The organism is Haloferax volcanii DS2 (genome assembly GCF_000025685.1).
In the GTDB taxonomy this organism is placed as follows: domain Archaea; phylum Halobacteriota; class Halobacteria; order Halobacteriales; family Haloferacaceae; genus Haloferax; species Haloferax volcanii.
This window is the reverse complement of record NC_013966.1, coordinates 287,398-309,100: the sequence shown is the minus strand read 5'-3', so window position 1 is coordinate 309,100 and position 21,703 is coordinate 287,398. Positions and strand designations below refer to the sequence as shown.

19 protein-coding genes and 1 pseudogene are annotated in these 21,703 nt (G+C 62.1%); 4 read left to right on the top strand and 16 right to left on the bottom strand.

Features of this window, described 5'->3' with window-relative positions; all coding sequences use genetic code 11:
* Positions 1–16 precede the first annotated feature (16 nt).
* From HVO_RS03175 to HVO_RS03155, 5 genes are all read right to left on the bottom strand, one after another.
* Positions 17–772 carry an SDR family NAD(P)-dependent oxidoreductase gene (locus HVO_RS03175; RefSeq protein WP_004043212.1) on the bottom strand — a complete coding sequence of 252 codons (756 nt, stop codon included), beginning with the start codon at positions 770–772 and terminating at the stop codon, positions 17–19.
* Between the two features lie 97 nt (positions 773–869).
* A complete protein-coding gene (locus tag HVO_RS03170) occupies positions 870–1,919 on the bottom strand; it encodes an LLM class flavin-dependent oxidoreductase (protein ID WP_004043211.1) in 1,050 nt (349 codons plus the stop codon).
* A gap of 2 nt (positions 1,920–1,921) precedes the next feature.
* On the bottom strand, positions 1,922–3,154 hold the full coding sequence (locus tag HVO_RS03165; RefSeq protein ID WP_004043210.1) for a Zn-dependent hydrolase: 1,233 nt from the start codon (positions 3,152–3,154) through the stop codon (positions 1,922–1,924).
* A 161-nt stretch (positions 3,155–3,315) separates the two neighbouring features.
* A complete protein-coding gene (locus tag HVO_RS03160; RefSeq protein WP_004043209.1) occupies positions 3,316–4,482 on the bottom strand; it encodes an ABC transporter ATP-binding protein in 1,167 nt (388 codons plus the stop codon).
* 1 nt (position 4,483) lies between these two features.
* Positions 4,484–5,629 carry an ABC transporter ATP-binding protein gene (locus HVO_RS03155; protein ID WP_004043208.1) on the bottom strand — a complete coding sequence of 382 codons (1,146 nt, stop codon included), beginning with the start codon at positions 5,627–5,629 and terminating at the stop codon, positions 4,484–4,486.
* Between the two features lie 475 nt (positions 5,630–6,104).
* On the opposite strand from HVO_RS03155, the gene HVO_RS03150 reads away from it, so the two are divergent.
* Complete coding sequence (locus HVO_RS03150; protein WP_004043207.1) at positions 6,105–7,457, top strand: APC family permease; 1,353 nt, start codon at positions 6,105–6,107, stop codon at positions 7,455–7,457.
* 744 nt (positions 7,458–8,201) lie between these two features.
* Here the strand turns inward: HVO_RS03150 and HVO_RS03145 are convergent.
* Together HVO_RS03145 and HVO_RS21215 are read right to left on the bottom strand one after the other, a co-directional pair.
* Positions 8,202–9,188 (bottom strand): hypothetical protein, encoded by a 987-nt coding sequence (locus HVO_RS03145; RefSeq protein WP_069641596.1) that lies wholly within the window; start codon positions 9,186–9,188, stop codon positions 8,202–8,204.
* 71 nt (positions 9,189–9,259) lie between these two features.
* Positions 9,260–9,391, bottom strand: a pseudogene (locus HVO_RS21215) (sugar kinase); the annotation flags it as partial.
* A gap of 138 nt (positions 9,392–9,529) precedes the next feature.
* On the opposite strand from HVO_RS21215, the gene HVO_RS03140 reads away from it, so the two are divergent.
* A complete protein-coding gene (locus HVO_RS03140) occupies positions 9,530–10,177 on the top strand; it encodes a bifunctional 4-hydroxy-2-oxoglutarate aldolase/2-dehydro-3-deoxy-phosphogluconate aldolase (protein WP_004043205.1) in 648 nt (215 codons plus the stop codon).
* 200 nt (positions 10,178–10,377) lie between these two features.
* Here the strand turns inward: HVO_RS03140 and HVO_RS03135 are convergent, their stop codons facing one another.
* The 9 genes from HVO_RS03135 to HVO_RS03095 all read right to left on the bottom strand — a co-directional run bounded on the left by HVO_RS03135 (position 10,378) and on the right by HVO_RS03095 (position 19,174).
* On the bottom strand, positions 10,378–10,752 hold the full coding sequence (locus HVO_RS03135; RefSeq protein WP_004043204.1) for a RidA family protein: 375 nt from the start codon (positions 10,750–10,752) through the stop codon (positions 10,378–10,380).
* Between the two features lie 11 nt (positions 10,753–10,763).
* Complete coding sequence (locus HVO_RS03130) at positions 10,764–11,606, bottom strand: SDR family NAD(P)-dependent oxidoreductase (protein WP_013035174.1); 843 nt, start codon at positions 11,604–11,606, stop codon at positions 10,764–10,766.
* A gap of 51 nt (positions 11,607–11,657) precedes the next feature.
* Complete coding sequence (locus tag HVO_RS03125) at positions 11,658–12,824, bottom strand: mandelate racemase/muconate lactonizing enzyme family protein (RefSeq protein ID WP_004043202.1); 1,167 nt, start codon at positions 12,822–12,824, stop codon at positions 11,658–11,660.
* A 41-nt stretch (positions 12,825–12,865) separates the two neighbouring features.
* Complete coding sequence (locus HVO_RS03120; protein WP_004043201.1) at positions 12,866–14,014, bottom strand: hypothetical protein; 1,149 nt, start codon at positions 14,012–14,014, stop codon at positions 12,866–12,868.
* Between the two features lie 44 nt (positions 14,015–14,058).
* A complete protein-coding gene (locus HVO_RS03115; RefSeq protein ID WP_013035053.1) occupies positions 14,059–14,904 on the bottom strand; it encodes a carbohydrate ABC transporter permease in 846 nt (281 codons plus the stop codon).
* Complete coding sequence (locus HVO_RS03110) at positions 14,901–15,839, bottom strand: carbohydrate ABC transporter permease (protein ID WP_013035206.1); 939 nt, start codon at positions 15,837–15,839, stop codon at positions 14,901–14,903. Before HVO_RS03110 ends, HVO_RS03115 begins: the two co-directional genes overlap by 4 nt.
* Positions 15,840–15,848: 9 nt before the next feature.
* Positions 15,849–17,120 carry an ABC transporter substrate-binding protein gene (locus HVO_RS03105; protein WP_004043198.1) on the bottom strand — a complete coding sequence of 424 codons (1,272 nt, stop codon included), beginning with the start codon at positions 17,118–17,120 and terminating at the stop codon, positions 15,849–15,851.
* A gap of 154 nt (positions 17,121–17,274) precedes the next feature.
* Positions 17,275–18,075 (bottom strand): creatininase family protein, encoded by an 801-nt coding sequence (locus HVO_RS03100; protein ID WP_013035219.1) that lies wholly within the window; start codon positions 18,073–18,075, stop codon positions 17,275–17,277.
* A 1-nt stretch (position 18,076) separates the two neighbouring features.
* Entirely contained in the window at positions 18,077–19,174 is a 1,098-nt protein-coding gene (locus HVO_RS03095; protein WP_013035128.1) for an ABC transporter ATP-binding protein, read from the bottom strand.
* Positions 19,175–19,679: 505 nt separating this feature from the next.
* Between HVO_RS03095 and HVO_RS03090 the strand changes: the two genes are divergently transcribed.
* A complete protein-coding gene (locus HVO_RS03090; protein WP_004043195.1) occupies positions 19,680–20,462 on the top strand; it encodes an IclR family transcriptional regulator in 783 nt (260 codons plus the stop codon).
* Between the two features lie 716 nt (positions 20,463–21,178).
* On the top strand, positions 21,179–21,496 hold the full coding sequence (locus tag HVO_RS03085; protein ID WP_013035094.1) for an RPA12/RPB9/RPC11 RNA polymerase family protein: 318 nt from the start codon (positions 21,179–21,181) through the stop codon (positions 21,494–21,496).
* Positions 21,497–21,703 lie beyond the last annotated feature (207 nt).

Here is a 21,703-nt window from a genome sequence, read left to right as displayed (position 1 = left end):
CTGTGACACGGACGGCTCAGTGCATGGCGTCGCCGCCGTCCGGCGAGAGCGTCTGCCCCGTGTAGTAGCTGCTCTCGTCGCTGGCGAGAAACACCGCCGTCGGTGCCACGTCCTCGACGCGGCCGGCCCGCTCCATCGGGAGTTCGGCCGCCTTCTCGCGCCGCCACTGCTCGGAGATGTCGCTGAGAAGGGGCGTCTCGACCGGCCCGGGCGCGATGGCGTTCACGCGCACGTCGGGGGCGACTTCGCGCGCCAGCGCGCGAGTGAACGCGATGACGCCGCCCTTGGCGGCGCAGTAGTGGGTGAACCCCGCCGCACCCTTGAAGCCCAACTGCGACGCCACGTTGACGACGCTCCCCGACCCGCGGTCGATCATCCCCGGGACGACGCGGCGGGTCACAAGGAACACCCCGCGGAGGTCGACGTCCAACACCTCGTCCCACTCCGCAACGCTCATCTCGTCGAGACGGGACCGCCTGAGGATGCCGGCGTTGTTGACGAGCACGTCCGGCGTCCCGTACGTCGCCTCGAACCCGTCGACGAGTTCGTCGACGCTCGCCGCGTCGCTCACGTCGCCGGGAAAGGCTGCCGCCTCGCCGCCGGCCGCCTCGATTTCGGCGACCACCTCGGCCGCCCGCGTTCGCTCCTCGTCGCTCGGATAGTGATTCACCCCGACCGTCGCGCCCGCCTCCGCGAGTGCGACGGCGACGCCGCGGCCGATGCCGCTGGACGCGCCGGTGATCAACGCCGTCTTGTTCGCTACTCGGCTCATGACTCGATGTCGGCGGCGGCCGCGATAAAGCTGTGGTCGGGGTTCGGTCCGGTCAGCTCTCCGCTTCGCTCCGCTCGTTTCCTCGACGACTCCGCTGCTACGCCTCTGCTTTGGCTTCGGCCAGCGCGTCGATGACCGCCTCCATGTTGTCCGTCAGGGGGTAGACGACCGGCTCGGTACAGCCGGCGGCACAGTAGTCGCGGACCCGGTCGATAACGTCGTCGCGGGTGCCCGCAGCGACGATGTTCGTCACCACGTCGTCGTCGACGTACTGCGAGGCGCGCTCGATGTCCTCGGCGGAGGCCGGCCACCCGCCCATCTCGGCTTGAACTTTCTCCGCCAGTTCGGGATCGATGCCCGACGCCTTCCTGATGTGCGGCTGCTGGCCGATGTACTGTGTGGCGAGACCGCGCGCCTGGTCGATGGCCACGTCCGCGTCCTCGTCCATTGCGACGGCGATGAGCTGCGGGCGGTCGGCGCCTTCCAGCGTCCCGTCCTGCTTTTCGACGCCCTCTTTCAGCTTTTCGAGGCCTTTCAGGTTGTGCTCGGGCGGGATAAGGTAGTTCATGAAGATGCCGCCGGCGATGCCTTTCCCGACCAGTTCGCCGGTCAGCTTGTGCATCGTCTCGCCCGTCGCGCCGACGTAGATGGGCACGTCACGGGGCTGTGCGTCCGAGCGAACGAGATCGAGTTCGATGTCGTCGACGGAGAGCGTCTGCCCCTCGTACGTTACGTTTTCGAGGTCCAGCAGGCGCTTGGTGACGGTACAGTACTCCCACATCCGACGGAGCGGGTGCTCCCGTTCGATGCCGACTTTCGACGCCAGCGGGTCCCACCACGCGCCGATGCCCAGTTTCATCCGCCCGCCCGAGAGCTCGTGGAGCGTCGAGAACGTCTGTGCCATCACCGCCACGTTCCGCGTGTAGCAGTTCGTCACACCGGGCGCGAGATCTATCTCGTCTGTGACCTGCGTGTACGCGCCCATGACGGTCATGGCGTCGCGGACCAGCCGCGACTCCCCCTGCCAGACCGAGTCCAGCCCGGCCTCCTCGGCGTACTGTGCGTACCGAATCTCGTCTTCGATGTGCGGTTTCTCCCAGTTCCAGATGCCTGCGCGAGTGAACTCGCGGTCGAAATTTGCCTTCATAATTACTCCGTGGCCAGTTCGTACGCGGCGTTCGCCAGCGTGTTGGCCGCCTTGTAGCAGTCGTCCCAGCTCGTGTATTCGTCCTCGCTGTGGCTCTTGCCGTCCTCGGAGACCGAAAACACCATCCCCGTGTCCATCACCTTGTGGGTGTGAGTCGCGTCGTGTCCCGCACCGCTGAAGATACGCATACCGTCGTAGCCCAGTTCCTCGGTCGCCAGTTCGACGGCGTCGACGCAGCCGTCCGCGAACCGAACCGGGTCGGTCCACATCCGGTCTTCGTACTCCCAGTTGACGCCCTCGCGCTCGGCGGTCGCCTCCGCCTCCGCGAGGACGCGCGCCCTAGCCTCCTCGATGACCGCCTCGTCGGGATCGCGGAATCCCCACGTGAACGTCACCTCCTCGGGGATGATGTTGATGGAGTTGGGCTTCGCGTCGATGTAGCCGGTCGTGCCGACGGTCCGCTCGCCCAGCGTGTCGGGGATGCGCCGAATCTGTGTGATGACGTCCGCCGCGGCAACGAGGGCGTCGCTCCGGTAGTGCATCGGCGTCGGCCCCGAGTGGTCGGCCTCGCCGTGGAAGGTAATCGCGCCCCAGGTGAAGCCGACGATGCCCGTGACGATTCCCACGTCGGCGTCGTTCTCTTCGAGGTACGGTCCCTGCTCGATGTGGAGTTCGAGGTACGAGTCGTAGTCGCGCTGCGGTTCGGCGGGCACGTCGCCCTTGTAGCCGATGCGCTCCAGTTCCTCCTCGAAGACCTCGCCGTCGGCGTCCGTCTTGGCGTACTCCGTCTCGATGTCGTGTTCGCCCGCCCAGACGCCGGAGCCCTGCATGGCCGGCTGGAACCGCGAGCCCTCCTCGTTCGTCCAGTTGACGATTTCGATGGGGTGTCTCGTCTCGATTCCCTCGTCGTTCAGCGCGCGGACCAACTCGAGCGCGGCGACGACGCCCATCGCGCCGTCGTAGATGCCACCGTACGGCTGGGAGTCCAAATGCGACCCCACGAGGATGGTCCCGGCGTCGGGGTCGGTCCCCTCGCGGTAGCCGAACATATTGCCGAACTCGTCGACGGTGAGTTCGAGCCCCGCCTCCGACACTTGGTCTGCGAACCACGCCCGAATCTCGGCGTCCTCGTCGGAGAGCGCGAGGCGGTGCAGCCCGCCTCCGTCCGTGCCGCCGATTTCGGCTTGCTCTTTCATCGTCTCGACGAACCGCGTCTCGTCTACCTCGATAGCCATGTATCCGTACCCATTGTGGAGAATGTATAAAAATTTTCGCAGACAGTGACTCGATGTCCACAGAAAGAAGACAACAATGGACGAATCTACGCACAGCTCAGTGCCAGGGGAACGTGTCCCCCGCGGCGTGTCGCTGCCGCATTCGGCAGCCCCCGGCTCCGCTACTCGCCGAGGATGTCCTCTTGGAGGTCCACGTCGCCGGCCACGCTCGTCCGTTCGAGGAGGATGGCATCGTCCGCGTTCCAGCCGACCGTCACCGCGTCGGCGGCCGGTTCGACCCGGTCGTCGGACTTCGCCTGTATCTGCTTCGTCCCCTCGCTCCCGCGCGCGGTCATTACTATTTGCGTCCCCTCGCCGGAGCGGTGGATGACGTCGTCAACGTCGCAGTCGAGGCCGTTCTCGCCGTCTTCGAGGCGAACGAACTGCGGGCGGACGGCGAACACCACCGACCGGTCGACGAGGTTCTCGGGCTTCGAGTCGGCGTTCGCGGTCGAGACGCGGAACGCGCCGAAGTCGGTGTCGACGACGGCGACGGCTCCCCCGGCGTCCACGTCGGTCACCGTCCCCGAAAACAGGTTCGAGTCCCCGACGAACGCGGCGGTAAAGGCCGTCCGCGGCCGGTTGTACACCTCCCTGACGGGCCCGGAGTGTTCGATTTGCCCGTCGTTCATCACGACCATCTGGTCGGCGAGCCGCATCGCCTGCGTCTGGTCGTGGGTCACGTAGACGAACGTCGTCTCCAGTTCGCGGTGGAGTCGGAGCAGCTCCCGCTCCATCCGCTTTTGGAGCTTGTAGTCCATGTCGCCGAGCGGTTCGTCGAGGAGGAGCAGTTTCGGTTCGAGCACCAGCGAGCGGGCCAACGCGACGCGCTGTTGCTGGCCGGCGGAGAGTTCGGCGGGGTCGCGGTCAAGCATCCCCTCCAACTGCATCATCTCGGCCATCGACGCCACGTGGTCGTCGGCTTCCGCGGCGGACACGTCCATCCGTTCGAGCCCGTATCGGATGTTTTCCTCGACCGTGAGATGCGGGAACAGCTGGAAGTCCTGAAAGACCAGTCCGATGTCGCGGCGATAGGTCGGCGCGTCCGTGATGTCGCGTCCGTCGAGCGTCACAGTCCCTTTGGTCGGCGGCACGTTACCGACGAGTGAGTGGAGCGTCGTGGACTTGCCGCAGCCGGAGGGACCAATGATAACGCAGAAGTCTCCCGCGTCGATGCTGAAGCTGATATCGTCGACCGCGAGCGTGCCGTCGGGGTATATCTTCGTCAGGCCGTCGACCGAGAGTCCCGCGCTGGCTTCGTCCGCGTGGGTGTGGTCGCTCGTCGCCATCTCACACCTCCATCAGGTCGTCGACGGTCACCGAGTCGGACGCGCTCAGCCGGTCGTAGCAGACGCCCTCGGCGGCGTCCCAGCCGATTCGAATCTCGTCGCCCTCCTCGAATCGGCGGACATCGCCCGAGCGACGGACCTGGAACTCGCGGGTCACGTTTGGAAACGAGACGGCGAACTCGGTATACTCGCCGGTGTACGTCAGGTCTTCGACGGTCCCCGTCGAGCCGTTGTCGCACGCGTCGGCGTCGTCCCCGAGGGCGACGTCCTCCGGCCGGAGGAGCACCATCGTCTCCTCGCCCACCGACGGCGGCTGTTCCCGCGACTCGGCGACGACGCTCCCAAGGTCGGTGTCGATGACGACCCGGTCGCCGTCGTGTTCGGTCACCGTCCCGAGAAGCGGGTTGTTGTCGCCGATGAACCGGCCGACGAACGCCGTCTCGGGGGCGTCGTACACCTCCTCGGGCGTGCCGACCTGTTCGATGACGCCGTCGTTCATCACGACGAGTTTGTCGGCCAGTTTCAGCGCCTGGTCTTGGTTGTGAGTCACGTAGACGAACGTGCTTCCGAACTCCTCGTGGATTCGCCGTATCTCCAGCACCATCCGCTTTTGCAGCTTGTAGTCTAAGTCCGCAAGCGGGTCGTCCAACAACATCACGTCGCACTCGCGGACGAGTTGCCGCGCCAGTTCCACCCGCTGTTGCTGGCCGCCCGAGAGCTCCGAGGGCAGACTCGTCTTTGTCTCTGAGATAGACAGCAGTTGGAGGGTCTCGTCCACCCGCCGGGATATCTCCTCGGCGTCGTACGTCCCGGCCTCACGCAGGCCGAAAGCGACGTTCTCCTCGACGGTCATGTGGGGAAACAGCCGGTCTTCGAAGTCCTGAAACACGAATCCGATGTCCCGCGCTTCGACCGAGCGGTTCGTCACGTCTTCGCCGTCGACGAAGACCGCGCCCCGTTCGAACGAGAGCAATCCCGAGATGCATTTCAGCAGCGTCGACTTCCCGCTCCCGCTGGACCCCACGACGACGCAGAAGTCTCCCTCGTCGATTGATAGGTCTATTCCACGCAGTACTGGCTCTCCGGCGAACGATTTCCGGAGTCCGTCGATGGATATGGCCGTTTCTCGTTCGACTGTCACGCTCATATCCATCATATGTTACATGCGTGCATTTAGTGTTTGTCTTTGTCACACAGACTCGCACGCTACGCGCGGGTGAGAACTCATACGACCCGACTCCACCGCCGCTGATACTCCGGTCGGACCGACTCACCGGGGCGGCCGAGCAGACGAGGTTCAGATGTTACAATTATAACGCTGTAATTTGGTATTTTGCCGGACAAATTGTGTATAGTAGGCCAGTTAGCTGAATATTGTTTTATCTATATCGGTTTCTAATCTATTTCTGACCACTAGCTACTCGTTTATGTGGAATTTTTCCTAATCCGTTCAGACTGGGAATGTGTGTCCGTACGTGTTGGCAGGAGACCGCGGCGCTCGGCTCGAATCAAGCGTACGCGCTCGGCGAGAAGCGTCCGACACGTGGTCGGGTACCGCGTGATCCGCGGAGAACGCTCGTAAGAGCGCAATAGTTAAGATGCGAACTTTCGGAACGAAAGGCATGACAGCCGTTACCGAGAGCGACGGTCCTCGTACGGTCGGACTCTGGGACCTCCTACTGTTGAGCGTCGGCGGCATGATGGGTTCGTCGATATTCTTCTTTCCGGCGTTCACTGGTCAGTTAGTCGGCCCGGCCGCGGTTCTCGCGTGGCTGGTCGCGGGGGTCGGGATGGTCAGTATCGCACTTTGTTACACTGAACTCGCAACCGCGTTTCCCGAGTCGGGCGGCCCGGCTATCTTTCCCGTGAAGACCCTTGGGAGAAGCAGGGCCGTCCGCCGGTTCGCCTCGTACATGGAGGGCACGTCGTACGCGCTGGGGTGGGTGTTCGGCGTCGCCGTCTCGGCGTGGTACGTGGCGAACTACCTCGGCGCGATTCCCGAACTCGCAAGCGTCCAGGGTCAGACGGTGCCGCTGGGGCTGCTTGCGATTGTTGCCAGCCTCGGCGTCACGCTCGCCGGCATCGACGTCACCAAGCGGACGAACCTCGTCTTCACCGCGTTCCTCCTCACGGTGCTCACCGTCGTCGGCGGCGTCGGCCTCGCCAACGGCGACGCGTCGAACGCCACGCCGTTCGTCACCGGAAGCGGGACGGAATTCCTCGCGGCCGTCGGCCTCGCTATCACAGGCTACGGGGCCTGGACAGTCGTCCCCGCGGCCGCCGGCGAAGTAAAGCGGCCGAACGAGACGATACCCCGCGCAATCGTCGGGAGCCTCCTTCTCACGACTGCGTTCTACACCGCTATCGTCCTCGCGCTCCATCTCACGGTCGCGCCGAGCGCCTTCCGGAACGGAAACCTCGTGATGGTCGCGCCGCTCTCGGCCGTCCTCGGCGACGCCGGACTTCCGGTGTTCGCGCAGTACCTCCTCCCGGTTGCCGCGCTCATCGCCATCTTCACGACGATGCTCGTCGGCCTGACCAGTTCCGCGCGCGTCCTCTCGGCGCTCGCCGACCGGAGCCTCCTCCCGAGCGCGTTCGCTGCCACCAGCGAGCAGACGAACTCGCCGTACGTCGCGCTCTGCACCGTCGCCATCGGCGCCGGCGCTGTCGTCATCGGGAGGCAGGTCGTCGGTGGAATCGTCCTCGCCGCGCTCGTCGGGACGGTCCTCCCGTACGCCATCAACATCGCGTCCTTCGTCGGGCTACGCGTCTATCGCGGTGACGTTGCCGCGCCGTTCCGCGCGCCCGGCGGTCTCTTGACGGCCGCAATCGCCTGCTGCTTCCTCGCGCTTCTCGCCGTGGGGCTCTCCGTCGAGCATCCCGTCGCGGCGCTCGTCACCGTCGCCGCGCTGCTCGCTGGCTACCTGCTTCAGTATCTGTTCGGTGACGCGCCGGCTACCGAGCCCGACGCGTGACCGTGACCGTTGCGACCCGCGGACGCTTCGGCAGCCGTCGACACCACTCTCGCGTACTCCGTGCGGTGGCGGCCAATTGCCGGAATCCACAGAGCGTGCCGTGATGCGGACGCTCGTCGCTCGTCGGTCTCGGGTACTCGACCGGTGGCCCGTCGAGGTCGATAGGTGATGCATAATGGAAAAACCCCATTTACACAGATAATACTAAATTTTGATAAGTTATGTCGATGGCTGCCGGCCGTCCGTTTTACAGTCGAATACAGAATAGGCGTTTAGACGGCTTTCTGCTACTAACTCGGATTACGTCGTGTGTGTCCGGGGCGAAGGCCATTTATAGCCATTTATCTAAATAATACCCACTATTCTCGCCTATTTTGTGATTTCAATACACATATAGAAATAATTTTCAATAAATCTTCTTTATTGCTGAAAATGCGAGGTTATTGAACTCAAATCACTCACATCAATTTAGGAACTAATAGAATAACAAGACAGTATTCAATAATATATTCTGAAGCGTCCCCGACGAAACCCGGCTTCGGGTGTTCGCCATCGTACGGCAGTCGCTCCGCTGGACGCGTCACCGAAAACTGGACGAACGTCGGTTCACGACCGTGGTTTTGTGATGCCGTGTCGTCTCTCCCGCTCCGTACTTTCGCCTCCCTCGGCGGCGACGCGACGCTCCGACTGCCGCACGTCTGGGGTTGTACCCTCCGTTCGGCTCGAATCGAGAGTACGGGCGAGTTACTCGGATGCGAAGTCGAGTCTATACGTGAAGTAGCGCTCGTCGTACAGGAGGAACCGACGCGACCCCGCCTCGACGCCCGCGTCGTTCTCGATGTCGCCGTCGAGGTACGCCCAGTGGTCGAGTTTCGTCAGGAGCGACGTGAACGCCTCGGAGTACGGATGCGACTCGCGGTAGGTGTCGGCCGCCGCTTGCCGGAGAATCTCCCGCTCCGCCTGCGAGAGTGCCTCCCGGGTCGCCCGCGCGTCGAGGAGCGACGCCCGAAGTATCGTCTCCATCTCGGCCGTCGAGTCGGCGACCGGGTCGGCGTCGGCCCGGTAGACGGATTCGTGAAACGTCTCGCGGGCGATTTCGACTTCGTAGATGGTATCCCGGAATTCGACGTGGGACGCCCCCGATTCTTCGAGGAGGTCGCTCGCCTCCGCCGCGTCGTCGGTCCGATACACGTAGCCGTCGCGTTGGACGAGGCCGCGCGGAGCGCCGCCGGTGTTCCCTCGCGCCCGAGCGGCGAAGTACGCGACTTGCACCGCCTGTTGGTCGCCCTCGGGAAGCGACGAGTGCGTGACGTGGTCCGGGGCGGTGTCGAGTTCGTCGGCGCGGCCGACCTCGAACAGTCGGAGTACCGGATGGCTGACGGTCTCCTCGCCGACAACGAGCGAGTCGAGGTGGTAGTACGTCCCGTTTCGACGCGCGTAGGTGGGTGTCTCGCTCCCGCGAGCGAGGAACGGCGTGTGGTGTCGCGTCGTGTATGCCGTGCCGTTGAGCGTGGCGTTGAACGCAGCTTCGTCCCACGGCGGCTGCGTCTCGGTCAGGTCGACGACGTACCGTTCGGCAAGCGAGCCATCGAGGGGGAACAACGAGAGCACGAGACTCCGCGTGTCTGTCTCTGACTCAGGGAGAACCTGTGAACAGCCACCGAGCACCGCTGTCAGTAACGCGCCGCCGGTCGCTAGGAGTCGTCGCCGCGTCGTGATTTCGGAGGGCACGAATAGGACTCCGCCCGAACTGTCAAAATACTTTTCCCACACCGTCGGCGTCGTCCCGGTTACGACCCCAACGCCGCGATTGCGACGTTCGACTCCGCCCCGGCGGTGCTGAACCGCAGCGTGTCACTCGTCTCTAAGCGGCCTCTCCTCGGAGATAACAGGCGAACCATCGTCTCGCCGGAGGTCACCAATTCAGGCGTCACAGTATCCACTCCGTCGGGGTGGGTTTTGCATACTCGAACGTCGCGGAGTCGCGTGATAAGGACTCCTCTCTAGACGAAGTTTGCACCCCGGCAGTCGCGGAGCCCGAAGGTTAAGCCGTGGGTCATCCTGCTACGGGTATGGTCGCTTCCACCGCCCAGCGAATCGCAGAGTCGGGTATCGTCGCAATCATCCGAGAGACCGACCCCGAGACGGCAATCGAGACGGTTGACGCGCTCCGCCGCGGCGGGGTTTCGACGGTCGAGATAACCGCGAACACCGAAAGCGTCCTCAACATGATTCGAGACGTGTCTGAGTCGTTCGCGGCCGACGAGGTGACCATCGGCGCGGGGACCGTCCTCGACGCGGAGACGGCGCGGGCGACGACTCTCGCCGGTGCGGAGTTCATCGTCACGCCGTCGTTCGATGAGGGCGTCGTCGAAACCGCGAATCGTTACGGTGTACCCTCGCTCGTCGGTATCGCCACGCCGACCGAAGCCGTGAATGCCTTCGAAGCCGGCGCGGACATGGTGAAAGTGTTCCCCGCCGGCACGCTCGGACCGAGATTTATCTCGGCGCTCGGTGGCCCACTCGGACACATTCCGACCGTCCCGACCGGCGGGGTCGGACTGGACAACGTGGACGAGTTCTTCGATGCGGGCGCGACGGCCGTCGGCGTTGGGAGCTCCATCGTCGACACCGAAGCTATCGCTTGCGGCGAGTTCGACGTTATCGAAGCGAACGCTCGCGTGTTCAGAGAGGCTGTCGAGGCCGCACGGTCGGAGTAGGAGTTCGACTGGCTCCGACGGCCGCGACAACCGAGGAGTCACCCGTTCTGAACTACACAAAACGAAAGCGGAACCCGACAGTCTGTGTCGCTTCGGGACCGTGGGAAGGTAGCGTCGTCACTCCCGACGCGGTGTTGCGCCGTCGGCTTCCGCTCTCACCTACGATCGGGACGTGCTCTCGGAGTCGTTGACTCGGCGCGTTACCGCTCGGCGACGACCTCGATCTCCACGTCGATGTCGACGGGGAGTTTCACGACCTCGACGGCGCTCCGTGCCGGATACGGTGCCGACATATACTCGCCGTAAACCTCGTTCACCTCGTCGTAGTAGCGCATATCCTTGAGGAAGACAGTGGCTTTCACCACGTCTGCGAGCGACGATCCGCCGGCCTCCAGAATCGCCTCGACGTTCTCGAGGGTTCGCATCGTCTGTTCCGCCGGCGTCCCGTCGACGACTTCACCCGTTTCGGGGTCGACAGGTCCCTGTCCAGAGACGTAGAGTTTGTCGCCCGAGACGACACCCTGCGAGTACGGTCCGATGCTGTCCGGTGCGTCCGCTGTGGTTAGTTCTTTCATCGTTGATGTGGTTACCGTCGTGATGGTACTTCGTCCGCGTCGTACACTTCATTGATGAACGACGTCGAGAGACTCGTTGTGAGGCCGCCGTCGAGGACGACGTTCTCGCCGGTGATGAAACTGGACAGCTCCGATGCGAGGAACAGCGAGGTGTCCGCGACCTCACGCGGTGTCCCGAAGCGACCGAGCGGGTACTGGTCGAGCCAGCCTTCGCGCGCGTTCGAATCGCCCGTTCGGCCCTCTGTGTTCTCCATCTCCTCGCGCCTGCTCGCGGTTTCTATCGTCCCTGCGGAGATGACGTTCGAGCGAACACCGTGTTGGCCGTAGTGGGCCGCGATGTTTCGCGACATCGCGAGGAGACCGCTTTTCGCCTCCGAGTAGCCGGATAAACCGATGCCGAAGAGCCCGTTGACCGAGCCCATGTGGATCATCGAACCTCCGCCGACGGCGACCATGGCCGGGAGGACCTCCTTGCTCAGGAGGAACTGGCTCTTGAGGTTCAGGTCGACCATCCGCTCGAACGTCTCCTCGTCGCAGCGGTGCGCCACGTTCGCGGACTCGTCTGACCCGCCCGCGTTGTTCACCAGCACCTTGACCTCGCCGAACTCGTCGAGCGCGGTATCGACGAGGCTTCGAACCTCGTCGCGGTCGGTTACGTCGCATTCGACCGGAACGACCCGGCCGTCGTGTGCGGCGGTGAGCTCCTCTGCGACCGGTCTCACGTCGTCCAACGAGCGCGAGCAGATGGCGACATCTCCGCCAGCCTCCGCGAATCGCGCCGCGATTTCGCGACCGATACCTCGAGAGGCACCGGTTACGATTGCCGGACGGTCTCGTAGTGATAACTCAACCATAGCGTGCGCACCGATGTGGTCGGAGCTATTCAACCTTGCTATGGTGTTGCACTATATTCGATACGCTTCGACGGCGTCTCGGTCGACCGAGATGCCGAGTCCGGGCCCGAGCGGCGCGGGGAGACAGCCGTCTTCAACTTCGAACGGTTCCGAGATGACATCGCCCTCCCACGCGTAGTACGTCGAGTCCGGGGGGAGTGAAAAGCCCGGAATCCCGCTCACGGCGTGGAGAATTGCCGCGGTTCGAATCCCGAGGTCGAATGCACAGTGGTGGGTAAACGGCACGCCGGCGTCTTCGAGTATCGCGGCCTGTTGCCGGATCCCGCTGATGCCGCCAGCCGGGGTGAGGTCGATGACGCCCACGTCCATCGCGCCGGCCTCGACGAGCGAAGAGATGTTGTGTGGCACGTAGGTGTCCTCATTCGGGGCGATGGGCTGCCGAAGGCGCTGTCGCAACCGTGCGAGCGACACGTGGGAGTCCACCCGAATCGGCTGTTCGAGGTACTGCAGGTAGATTCCCTCGTCTTCGAGCATCGCGCCGACACGGACTGCCTGGTCAAGCGTCCAGCCCTGGTTCGGGTCGAGTCGGAACTCCAGTTGTCCGTCCGTCTCGTCGTGCATCGCCTTGATCCGCGCAACGTCCTGTCGCCAGTCCCTGCCCGCTTTCGTCTTGAGCACATCGAACCCCGCGTCTAGTGCCTCTCGGGCTTTCACGCGAGACTCCTCGGGCGGCAGGATTCCGAGGCAGAACGCGACCGGGACTGGACCGGGGTTCCGGGTGCCGTCGGCCACGTGGGACCTGTGCTGGAGCGTGCTCTGGGTCGGCGCGGTCCAGCCGCCGAGCAGTTCGTACACGGGTCGGTCAAGCGCTTTCCCTACGATGTCCCAACAGGCCGTTTCGACGGCGGAAAAGAACATATCCACGTTCGTGTACTCGACGAACACCTGTCGGCGAAGGCGTTCGATTTCGAACGGCGACTGACCGACGACCATCGGTCCGATACCGTCTTCGATGAGCGACTCGGTCGCCGTCGGCGAGAGAAACACGCGCATCTCCCCCCAGCCTTCGATACCCTCGTCGGTATCGACGCGGACGAGCACGCGCTCCATCGATTCGAGTTCGCCGTGATTCGTGGTGTACGGGGCGATTCCGAGATGCTCGTCGGTACTCGTCAGCGGAACGTCGACAGTAACCGCTGTCACGTCGGTTATCTCCATACAAACGCTTGTAGGGGGCGACAGTATGAAAGTATCGTTTGTTACAGACTCTCGTTCGTGGCCTCCCGAATCCACGACAGCGACCGCTCGGGCAGCAGTCCGTAGTTGTAGAACGAGACCCGCGGCACGTCGACGGCCCGGAGTGAGTCGACGATGTCGACGAGCGTGTCGCCGTCGTGTATCGCCGGGTGGCCCGGGAGGAGGCCGACGTGTAACGGTACGTCATCGGTCACCGCATCGACGCTTCGATAGGCGTTCATCACCGCCTCACGTGAGGACTCGTACGCCGGCAGACAGAAGTAGTCGACGTGCTCGGACAGCTGGTCGAGGTCGGCCCCGACCATCCACTCGCGGCCGGGTTCGGGCGCGCCGACGTAGTATCCGAGCGGTGTCGACCCGCTCGCCGCGGACAGGTCCGCGTAGAGCGTCGCCAGCGTTTCTTCGCGTACGTCGACGTAGTCGGCGACCGCGTCGTGCTCGCGGAGCCATAGCTCGGGCGAGAGGCCGTGCGGAACGGTTCCATCGACGATTTCGTCGAGCGTCTGTGCGACGGTCTCTCGAGCTGATTCGACGTCGATGCCCGCATCCGACGCGGTCCCCCGACAGTGGTCGCAGAAGCACAGTCCGAAGAGGAACTCACCGAGCGTTCCCAGCTGAGCGTGAATTTTCTGGTGGTGCCAACCGAACCCCGTCCCGTAGAAGTAGTCGAAGGTCTCGAGTTCGATTCGGTCGAAGTGCGCCGAGTCGGTCAGGTCGCGGACGAGTCCGGTGAGGTACTCCTGTACGTCGGGGTTCGACGGGCAGAGGCCGAATACGAGGTCGTCGCCGTGCGCGGAGGTCAGCGTCACGTCTCGATGGCGCATCCCGAGCCGCGAGTTGTGGCAGCCGACCGTCCACGAGTTCACCCGGACGTTCTCGAGACCGTCGGCGATTCCAGCGACCCAATCACCAGTCATTCCTTCGTACGGAATCGGTTCGAGGCGGCCGTAGCCGCCGTCAGGGCGGAAGTACGAACTCGCGCGTGCGAAGAAGGTCCGCCGCTTCGGGTTGTGCGGCGCGAACGCCTGTACGGCGTGATAGTTCGTCGCGAGGGTCACCTCGTCGACGCCCAGTTCGGCGATGCGAGCGCCCGTCTCTCGTGGTCCCGCGTCGAGCACGTCCCACGGGTACGCCCAGATAGCGAACTCCATAGCAGGTCGTCACGCGGGTCGATAATAAATATACAGGAGGGTCGTTACTCCTTGACTGCGCCGGCGGTCATCCCCGCCACGATGTACTGTTCAAGGAACGCGAACAGAACGAGGAGTGGGATGATACCGATGACCGAGACGGTGAGCATCATCCGCCAGTCAGTCTGAAGCGCGCCGACCATCGAGAAGACCCCGCGCGGGATGTTGTACTTCCCGCTGTCGGTGAGGAACGTCAGCACGAACAGGAGCCGGTTCCACGCGTACAGGAACGTGTAGGTGATGCTGGCGACGAGCGCGGGTTTAGTCAACGGAAGAACAATCTTCGTGAGTACCTGTAACTGGCTGGCACCGTCGATGCGGGCGGACTCTTCCAGTTCGACGGGAACGGTCTTGAAGTAGCCGTAGAGCATCCAGATGTTGAACGGGAGGGTGAACGCCGCTGCGGGGACGATAACGGCTAGGTACGTGTTGAACAGTCCGAGCCGGCTGATGACGTCGAACAGTCCCACGATGAGAACCACGGGGGCGAACATCTGGACGACGAGGACGGCGAGCAGGAACGTCCGCTTGCCCACGAAGTCATTCCGCGCGCAGGAGTACGCCGCGGGGATCGCGAGCAGAAGCGTCAGGACGACGGTTCCGAGCGAGATGACGAAACTGTTGGCGATCCAGAGGAGCACGTCAGTCTGCGTCCAGACGTCCACGTACGCCCCGAGAGACAGCTGGGACGGCACGAGCGTCGCCGGTGCGGAGAATATCTCCGACTCCGGTTTGAACGTACTGGAGAACATCGCGTAGAACGGGAACATCATTATCCCGAGTAGGGCGATGAGCATGCCGTAGACTCTGACTCGGCGCAGTCCGCCCTCGTCGTGGCCTGCCATCGTCACAGCTCCTCACCTCCGCGGGTGTAGACCCTGAGATACACGATAGCGAACAGGAGCAACAGCAGGAACCCGATGACGCTGTAGGCGGCACCGAGCCCGAGATGCCCGTTCTGCAGGCCGACCTGGTAGATGTGAATCACCAGCGTCGCGGTCGTGCTAATCGGACCGCCGCCCGTCATCGTCCAGATAGTGTCGAAACTGACGAAGGTCCAAATCGTCGAGAGGAGCGTCGCCATCAGGATGACGCTCTTGAGTTGTGGGAGCGTAATGTATCGGAACTGGTGCCACCGCTCAGCCCCGTCGATGGCCGCGGCCTCGTAGAGATCCTGCGGAATCGACTGCAGACCCGCAAGGAAGATGATCGCCATAAACGGCGTGCCGATCCAGATATCCGCCACGACGACGCCTAACCACGCGATGTCGGGGTTCCCGAGAATTCCGATACCCTGCTCTATCACGCCGAGTTTGAGCAGAATGGCGTTGAGATAGCCGAACTGTGGATGTTCTATCCACCGGAAGACGACCGCAGAGATGGCGTACGGAATTCCCCACGGGATGAGGAACGCCGTTCGGAAGAACTTCCGACCCCGAATGTCGCCCTTGAGGTGAACTGCGATGAGCAGACCGAGTAACGTCTTACCGGCGACGCCGACCGCGACCCACCGCCCCGTTTGCCAGAGGAGACGGTAGAAGATGTCGCTGTTGAGGATGTCGACGTAGTGTTGCAACCCGACGAACGTCTCGATAGTCGAATCGGCGGGAGAGCGATACAGCGACAGGCGGAACGTCTCCAGTATCGGGTACCCTACGACGGCGACGAGAAATAACGCAGCAGGCGCTATCAAAAGGTATGCGCGGCGGTTCCGCTTGACGTGCGCGGCGGACTGTGATAGCCGCGAATCGCCGCCTGTCTGGGTATGTTCTTCAGCGAGGCTCATATCGTTGCATTAGTTCATCGCGTCTTCGAGGTCACTCTGGGCGTCGTTCAAGGCCTTCTGCGGGCTCTTTTGGTCGGCGAGCGCTTCCTGTATCGCTTGGACCATCCGGTCGTTGAACTGGCTGAAATTGCTGAGTTTCGGCCGAGCACGGGCGTACTGTCCCGCCTCGACGAACGGCCCCCAGTTCTTCGACTCGGAGAAGTACTCCCGTTCGCCGACCGCCTCGACGACCGGGAGGAAGCCCTTTTGTTTCGAGTACTGGAAGCGGCGCTCCTCGTCGAAGTAGAAGCGAATCAGGTCTCGCGCGACGTCCTTATGTTCGCTCTGGCTGAAGATGCCCAGCGTGTCGATAGTGAACAGGCTGTACCGGCCCGCAGGGCCCTTCGGGACCTGGACGATACCGTAATCGAAGTCAACCTCACCGTTCTCCTGTGACTCGGTTATGTTGAGCCCCGTGTAAACGTGCCCGATGACCATCCCGAGGTCGCCGTTCTCGAACAGTTGACGGATGTCCTGTCGGGTCGACGAAAGCGGTGAAGATTGCGTCACGCCGTGTTCGAGATGGAGGTCGGTGTAGAACGAAAGCGCCTCGACGGCGCCGTCGGAGTTGACGACGGGCATCCCCTCGTCGTCGACCAGGTCGGCACCGTGCGACCAGTGGTAGTGGTAGTACTGCGACCCCGTCTCGATGGCGTCAGCGCCGGCGAGGCCGAGTGCCGGGACGCTCACCTCGTCGCTCTCGGTGAGGGCCTTCGCCGCCGAGAGCATGTCTTCCCACGTGTCCAGCGCCGGATTTTCCGGGTCGAGACCGGCGGCCTCGAACGCGTCTTTGTTGTAGTAGAGACACTTGTTCGATGCGGCCCACGGAACGCCGTAGTGCGAGCCGTTGTACATCGTGCCGTTGGCGACTCCCTCGGCAAACTTCTCGCCGAACTTGCCGTCCATTAGATCGTCGACCGGTTCGAGCGCGTCCTTCCCGACGAGTTGCGGAATCCACCGAGCGGGCCAACGGCTCACGTCCGGGGCCTGTCCGCCGTCGACTCGGTTGTTCACAGTTTGCCGTGCGTTGTCCCAAGTTACACTCGTGAACTCGACGTCAACGTCGTACTCTGACTCGAAGGCGGCGTTGTTCTCCTCGAAGAACTGCTTGATGTTGTCACCGACACCCATTGTGAGGAGTTGGACGCTCTGGGTGTCTCCCCCACCCTCACCGCTGCCCTCGCCGTCGGAGCCGCTTCCGCTTCCGTCCCCGCCGCCGGTACAGCCGGCGATGGCAATCATGCCACCAGCGCCGAGCGCTTGAAGGAGCCGCCGACGGTCCAGAGTCTGTCCGCTAGCTTCCTCTGTGGTATTCTCTCGCATCATCGCTACCAATTTGCCCCACATATATAATTGTTTTTATTCATATTTTATTGTCATTATCGTTATCGGTGTCTCACGCGTTCTGTTCGTGAACCGCATCGAGCAGCGAGGCGAGTTCCTCGGCGATAATCGACCGAATCCGCTCTCCCTTCTCGGCGCTCGCTTCCTCGGGGAGCCCGATGGCACCCGTCTCGGAGTACGTGTCGAACGACCGGTAGACACTCACTGAGCCCCCGTCGAGGAGGTCCTGTCCGCTCCAACGGTATGACTCGTTTAGTGGTTCACCGTTCCGGGTGGAGGAATCGCCGACGAGGTCGGGTCGGACCGCGAGCATGAGCGACGTTTCGAACTCGCCACCGTGAGCCATCCCGCCGGTTTCGGTATCCCGAAGCGCCTCGATTCGGTCAGTCGCCAGCTCGAAGTAGGTTGTTCCGAGCACCTCGGCGTCGGTCTCGACGCCGACCGTGCTGACGACGGACCCAATGAGAGGGCCGTTGCCGCCGTGGCCGTTGACGAACAACACGGCGTCGAAGTCGTTTTGAAGCCCCGTGTGCGCGATGTCCTCGAGCGTCGCGCGAATCGTTTCGAAGTCTAGCGACAGCGTCCCGCCGAAGGTGAGATGGTGCGGTGAGAACCCGCTCCACACGGTCGGCGAGACGACGACGGGGAGACCGTCAGTCTGCTCAACCGCCGAATCGACCATCGCCTCAACCAAGAGCGAGTCGGTCACCACCGGTAGATGTTCGCCGTGCTGTTCGATGCTCCCCACCGGAATCACCAGAATCGACCCCGGTTTCGCTCCCACCTCTCGGACCTCAGCCGCGGTCAATCCTGCCCACTCGTGCTCGCGTCGTCCGATTGAATCATACATCATGTCAGGCGGAGTCCGTCAGTCGTGTCTCACTCACCGCGACGCGCGCGCCGTCGCTACCAAAGAGATGCATGTCGTCCACGTCGAACCCGAGCGTTATCTCGTCCCCGACAGCCGGCCGGAGCTCGCTTTCGACCCGCGCGACGACCTCGGACGAGCCGTGGGTCGTCTGCAGGTAGAGGAAGTTGTCCGAACCGACCGGTTCGACGACATCAACGACTGTTTCGACGTAGCCTCCCTCGCAGTCCGGCGTGAAATCTTCCGGTCGGACACCAAGCGTGTACTCACCAGAGGGAACGTCGACATCCAGTGTGAACTCGAAGCTCGGGGATTCGAAGCGAACGCCGCCGTCGTCGTCTGTTGCGGTCACCTCGAAGAAGTTCATTGAGGGCGACCCGATAAATCCGGCGACGAACTCGTTGTTGGGTTCGTCGTAACAGCGCTCCGGGGGGTCGACCTGCTGGAGTTTGCCGTCGTTGAGGATGACGATACGGTCGGCCATCGTCATCGCCTCTGTCTGGTCGTGAGTGACGTACACCGTCGTGACGCCGAGGTCCTCCTGAATCCGCTGTATCTCCGTCCGCATCTGCGTCCGGAGTTTGGCGTCCAAGTTCGAAAGCGGCTCGTCCATCAGGAACACGTCCGGGTCGCGCACGATAGCTCTCCCCAGCGCGACCCGCTGTTGCTGACCGCCCGAGAGCTGTTTCGGGAGGTCGTCTAACAGCTCCGAAATCTCCAGCATCTCGGCGGCGTCCTCAACGCGGTCTCGGACCTCGTCGTCGTCTTCCCCGGCGAGACGCAACCCGAAGGACATGTTCTCGCGGACGGTCATGTGGGGGTACAGCGCGTACGACTGGAACACCATCGCGATGTTCCGGTCCTGCGGCCGCACGTCGTTGACGACGTGCTCGCCGATGGCGATCTCACCGCCGGTGACGGTCTCGAGCCCAGCCACCATCCTGAGCGTCGTCGACTTCCCGCAACCGGACGGCCCGACGACGACAACGAACTCCCCGTCGTCGACGGTGAGATCCAACCCCTCTACGGCGAGGATACCCCCATCGTACTCCTTACTCACGTTCGATAGTCTTACCTGGCTCATGTCGGCTGAAGACTACTCCTCAATCCCGCATAATAAATGTTGGTAATGGAGGTGAACGACGCGCTCCCAACCGTGTTGAATCGCATCCGGGGCCGCTGCGATCTTCTCGACACCCCAGACGTCGGGTAAAGCGCCTGTCCAGTCATCGGTTCTCGACTTCCCTTGCGTCTAACCGAGGGACACGGTGGTAATCCCCCGCAAGGTCACCACTGTCGGTACCTCGTATTCAACACGGTCAAAAATGCAGAATATCGACGTACGCTTATACTACCGTTAACATTCATCGAACAGGGCTTCTCAACCGGTATCTCGGCCTATTCACGGGACGTGGTTTCGCTCCCGGATTCAACGCGCTCGGAAAATACGTGTCAACACGAGGTAAAAATAGCGTGTTACTCGATGTACTTTTTTCTGTGGTAAACACTCGAAGTTTTCTTTCCGAGAGAGTTGAATGGCAGTTGAACAGGGGGAAAATACTTTCACCGAGTGTGGAAAAGACCGTAGCATGTCCGATGGCGACGTCAAAACAATACGCGCGGTCGAAACGACGTTCGAGATTCTCGATGCCCTCAGCGGCGTCGAACCGGCCGGCCTCTCGGAACTCGCGTCGACGGTCGACATTCCGGCAAGCACGATTTACGTCCACCTCAACACGCTCATTGAGCGGGGCTTCGTCGTCAAAGACGCTGGAGAGTACCGTCGCTCGTTTCGCTTTCTCGAGGTTGGCGGAGATATCCGGCAGCGGATCGATATCGCTCGACTGCTCAGAAATAAGGTCGAAGAGCTCAGCCGAGTGACGGGCGAGATAGTCGGCGCTGCGGTCGAAGAAAACGGGAAACGGGTCATTCTATATCGAAGCACCGGGAAGAAAGCCGCGGCGGACGAGATTCCGATCGGGAATCGCACGGAGATGCATTGGACTTCGCTCGGAAAGGCGATTTTAGCGTACCTCCCCGAGGCTCGCCGGGCGGAAATCGTCGAACGACACGGTCTCCCGTCGGGGACGAACAGGACCGTTAGCTCGCTGGCGGAACTCGAAGACTCGCTCGGGCGGGTTCGTGAACGAGGGTACGCCATCGATGACGAGGAACATCTCCGCGGTATTCGAGGCATCGCCGTTCCGCTTCTCGATAAGAACGGGGATGTCAAGGCGTCTATCGGCGTGACCGGGCCCCGAGACCGGTTCACACCCACCTACATGTCGGAGCTACTGAACGTACTGCAGTACAGCAAAAACGAACTCGAGGTTCGTAACCAATACTCCGAGTACACGACCATAGACGGGTGATGACCCGCGCTCGTCGTGAGAATAGATTACGGAACTATGTCTGTAATTTCTCACGGCGTGCTGCTACGGATATCACTCGTCATGGAGTTTTCACCGACTTTCCGAGCGGGCGAACAGATAAAACGACTATACTCAAGATGGACACTTCCACAACAAGTATTGTGAATATTATAGATATATGCAGAGATAACTATCTCAGGGTCGCTGCTAGATCGACTGTCTGGTAGACGGTTCGGTACATAGCCATCCTCACATCCAGTGCTTCCTGTTCTAAGTTGCCCCTCAAAGTCGGATATAAACCTATTTTTCTACACACATCTGCATATAAATACAACCCGCGACTACTTACAGCTCACGGGGCTCCCTCATCAGCATGACTTGCCAAGTTTCGAGTATTCATAGACGGTGGTTAGAAAATTAAAGATTGAACAATACACACAAGATAAGGGATCCGAGATAAGTGTGATTTCACTCACCAAACCACTGGTAGAGCGCACCGGGTTCCGCTCGCCATCGACGTTCCAACTCCGGGGCAATTCGATCGCTCGGATATCGTTGCTGCTCTCAAGAGTGAAACTATCCATAACGCGACGACGAACTCCTCAATGGGCGGGCATCGAGACTCGGCCGAAACAGCCACCACAAACAGCTGCCTGAGAGCCACGACGAAGCGGAAATTAAAACATATATCCGTCACCCCCTGTATTCTCTCCAATATGCAATTCTGTGACGAATGCGGGTCGATAATGCACACGGAAGGTGAGACATGGGTGTGTCGCTCTTGTGAGCACAAAGAGTCACGGGACTCGCAAGCGGAAGCAGCAATGTCGATTCAAGATGGACAGCAAAACAACGGCACACCCACCGTGGCCGACGCAACCCAAGACACCTCCGAGACTATGCAGGAGTCCTGTCCGGCTGAGGACTGCGACAGTGACCGGGCCCAGTACCAGATGATGCCCAAACCGGGAGGTTCCTACGAGGTTCGGCTGTTCACATGTGTCGAGTGCGGCCACAAGTGGCGCGAGTCTTGAGCAGTGGTTCTGGCTCTGTTGAAATCCTCTGGGCCGGACATATGTAGCGTGCTGACTTGATGGAAATTCTGCTATCCCATCGGAGCGTGAATCAATTATGGGACGCAAGAGACCGAGCTGTATTCCGTGCGCTAGAGCACGTGGTGCTGACTGGTCCGAGTGCGAAAGAAGCCGAGTTATGGGCGTCACAGCCCGGATGCCGCTCCT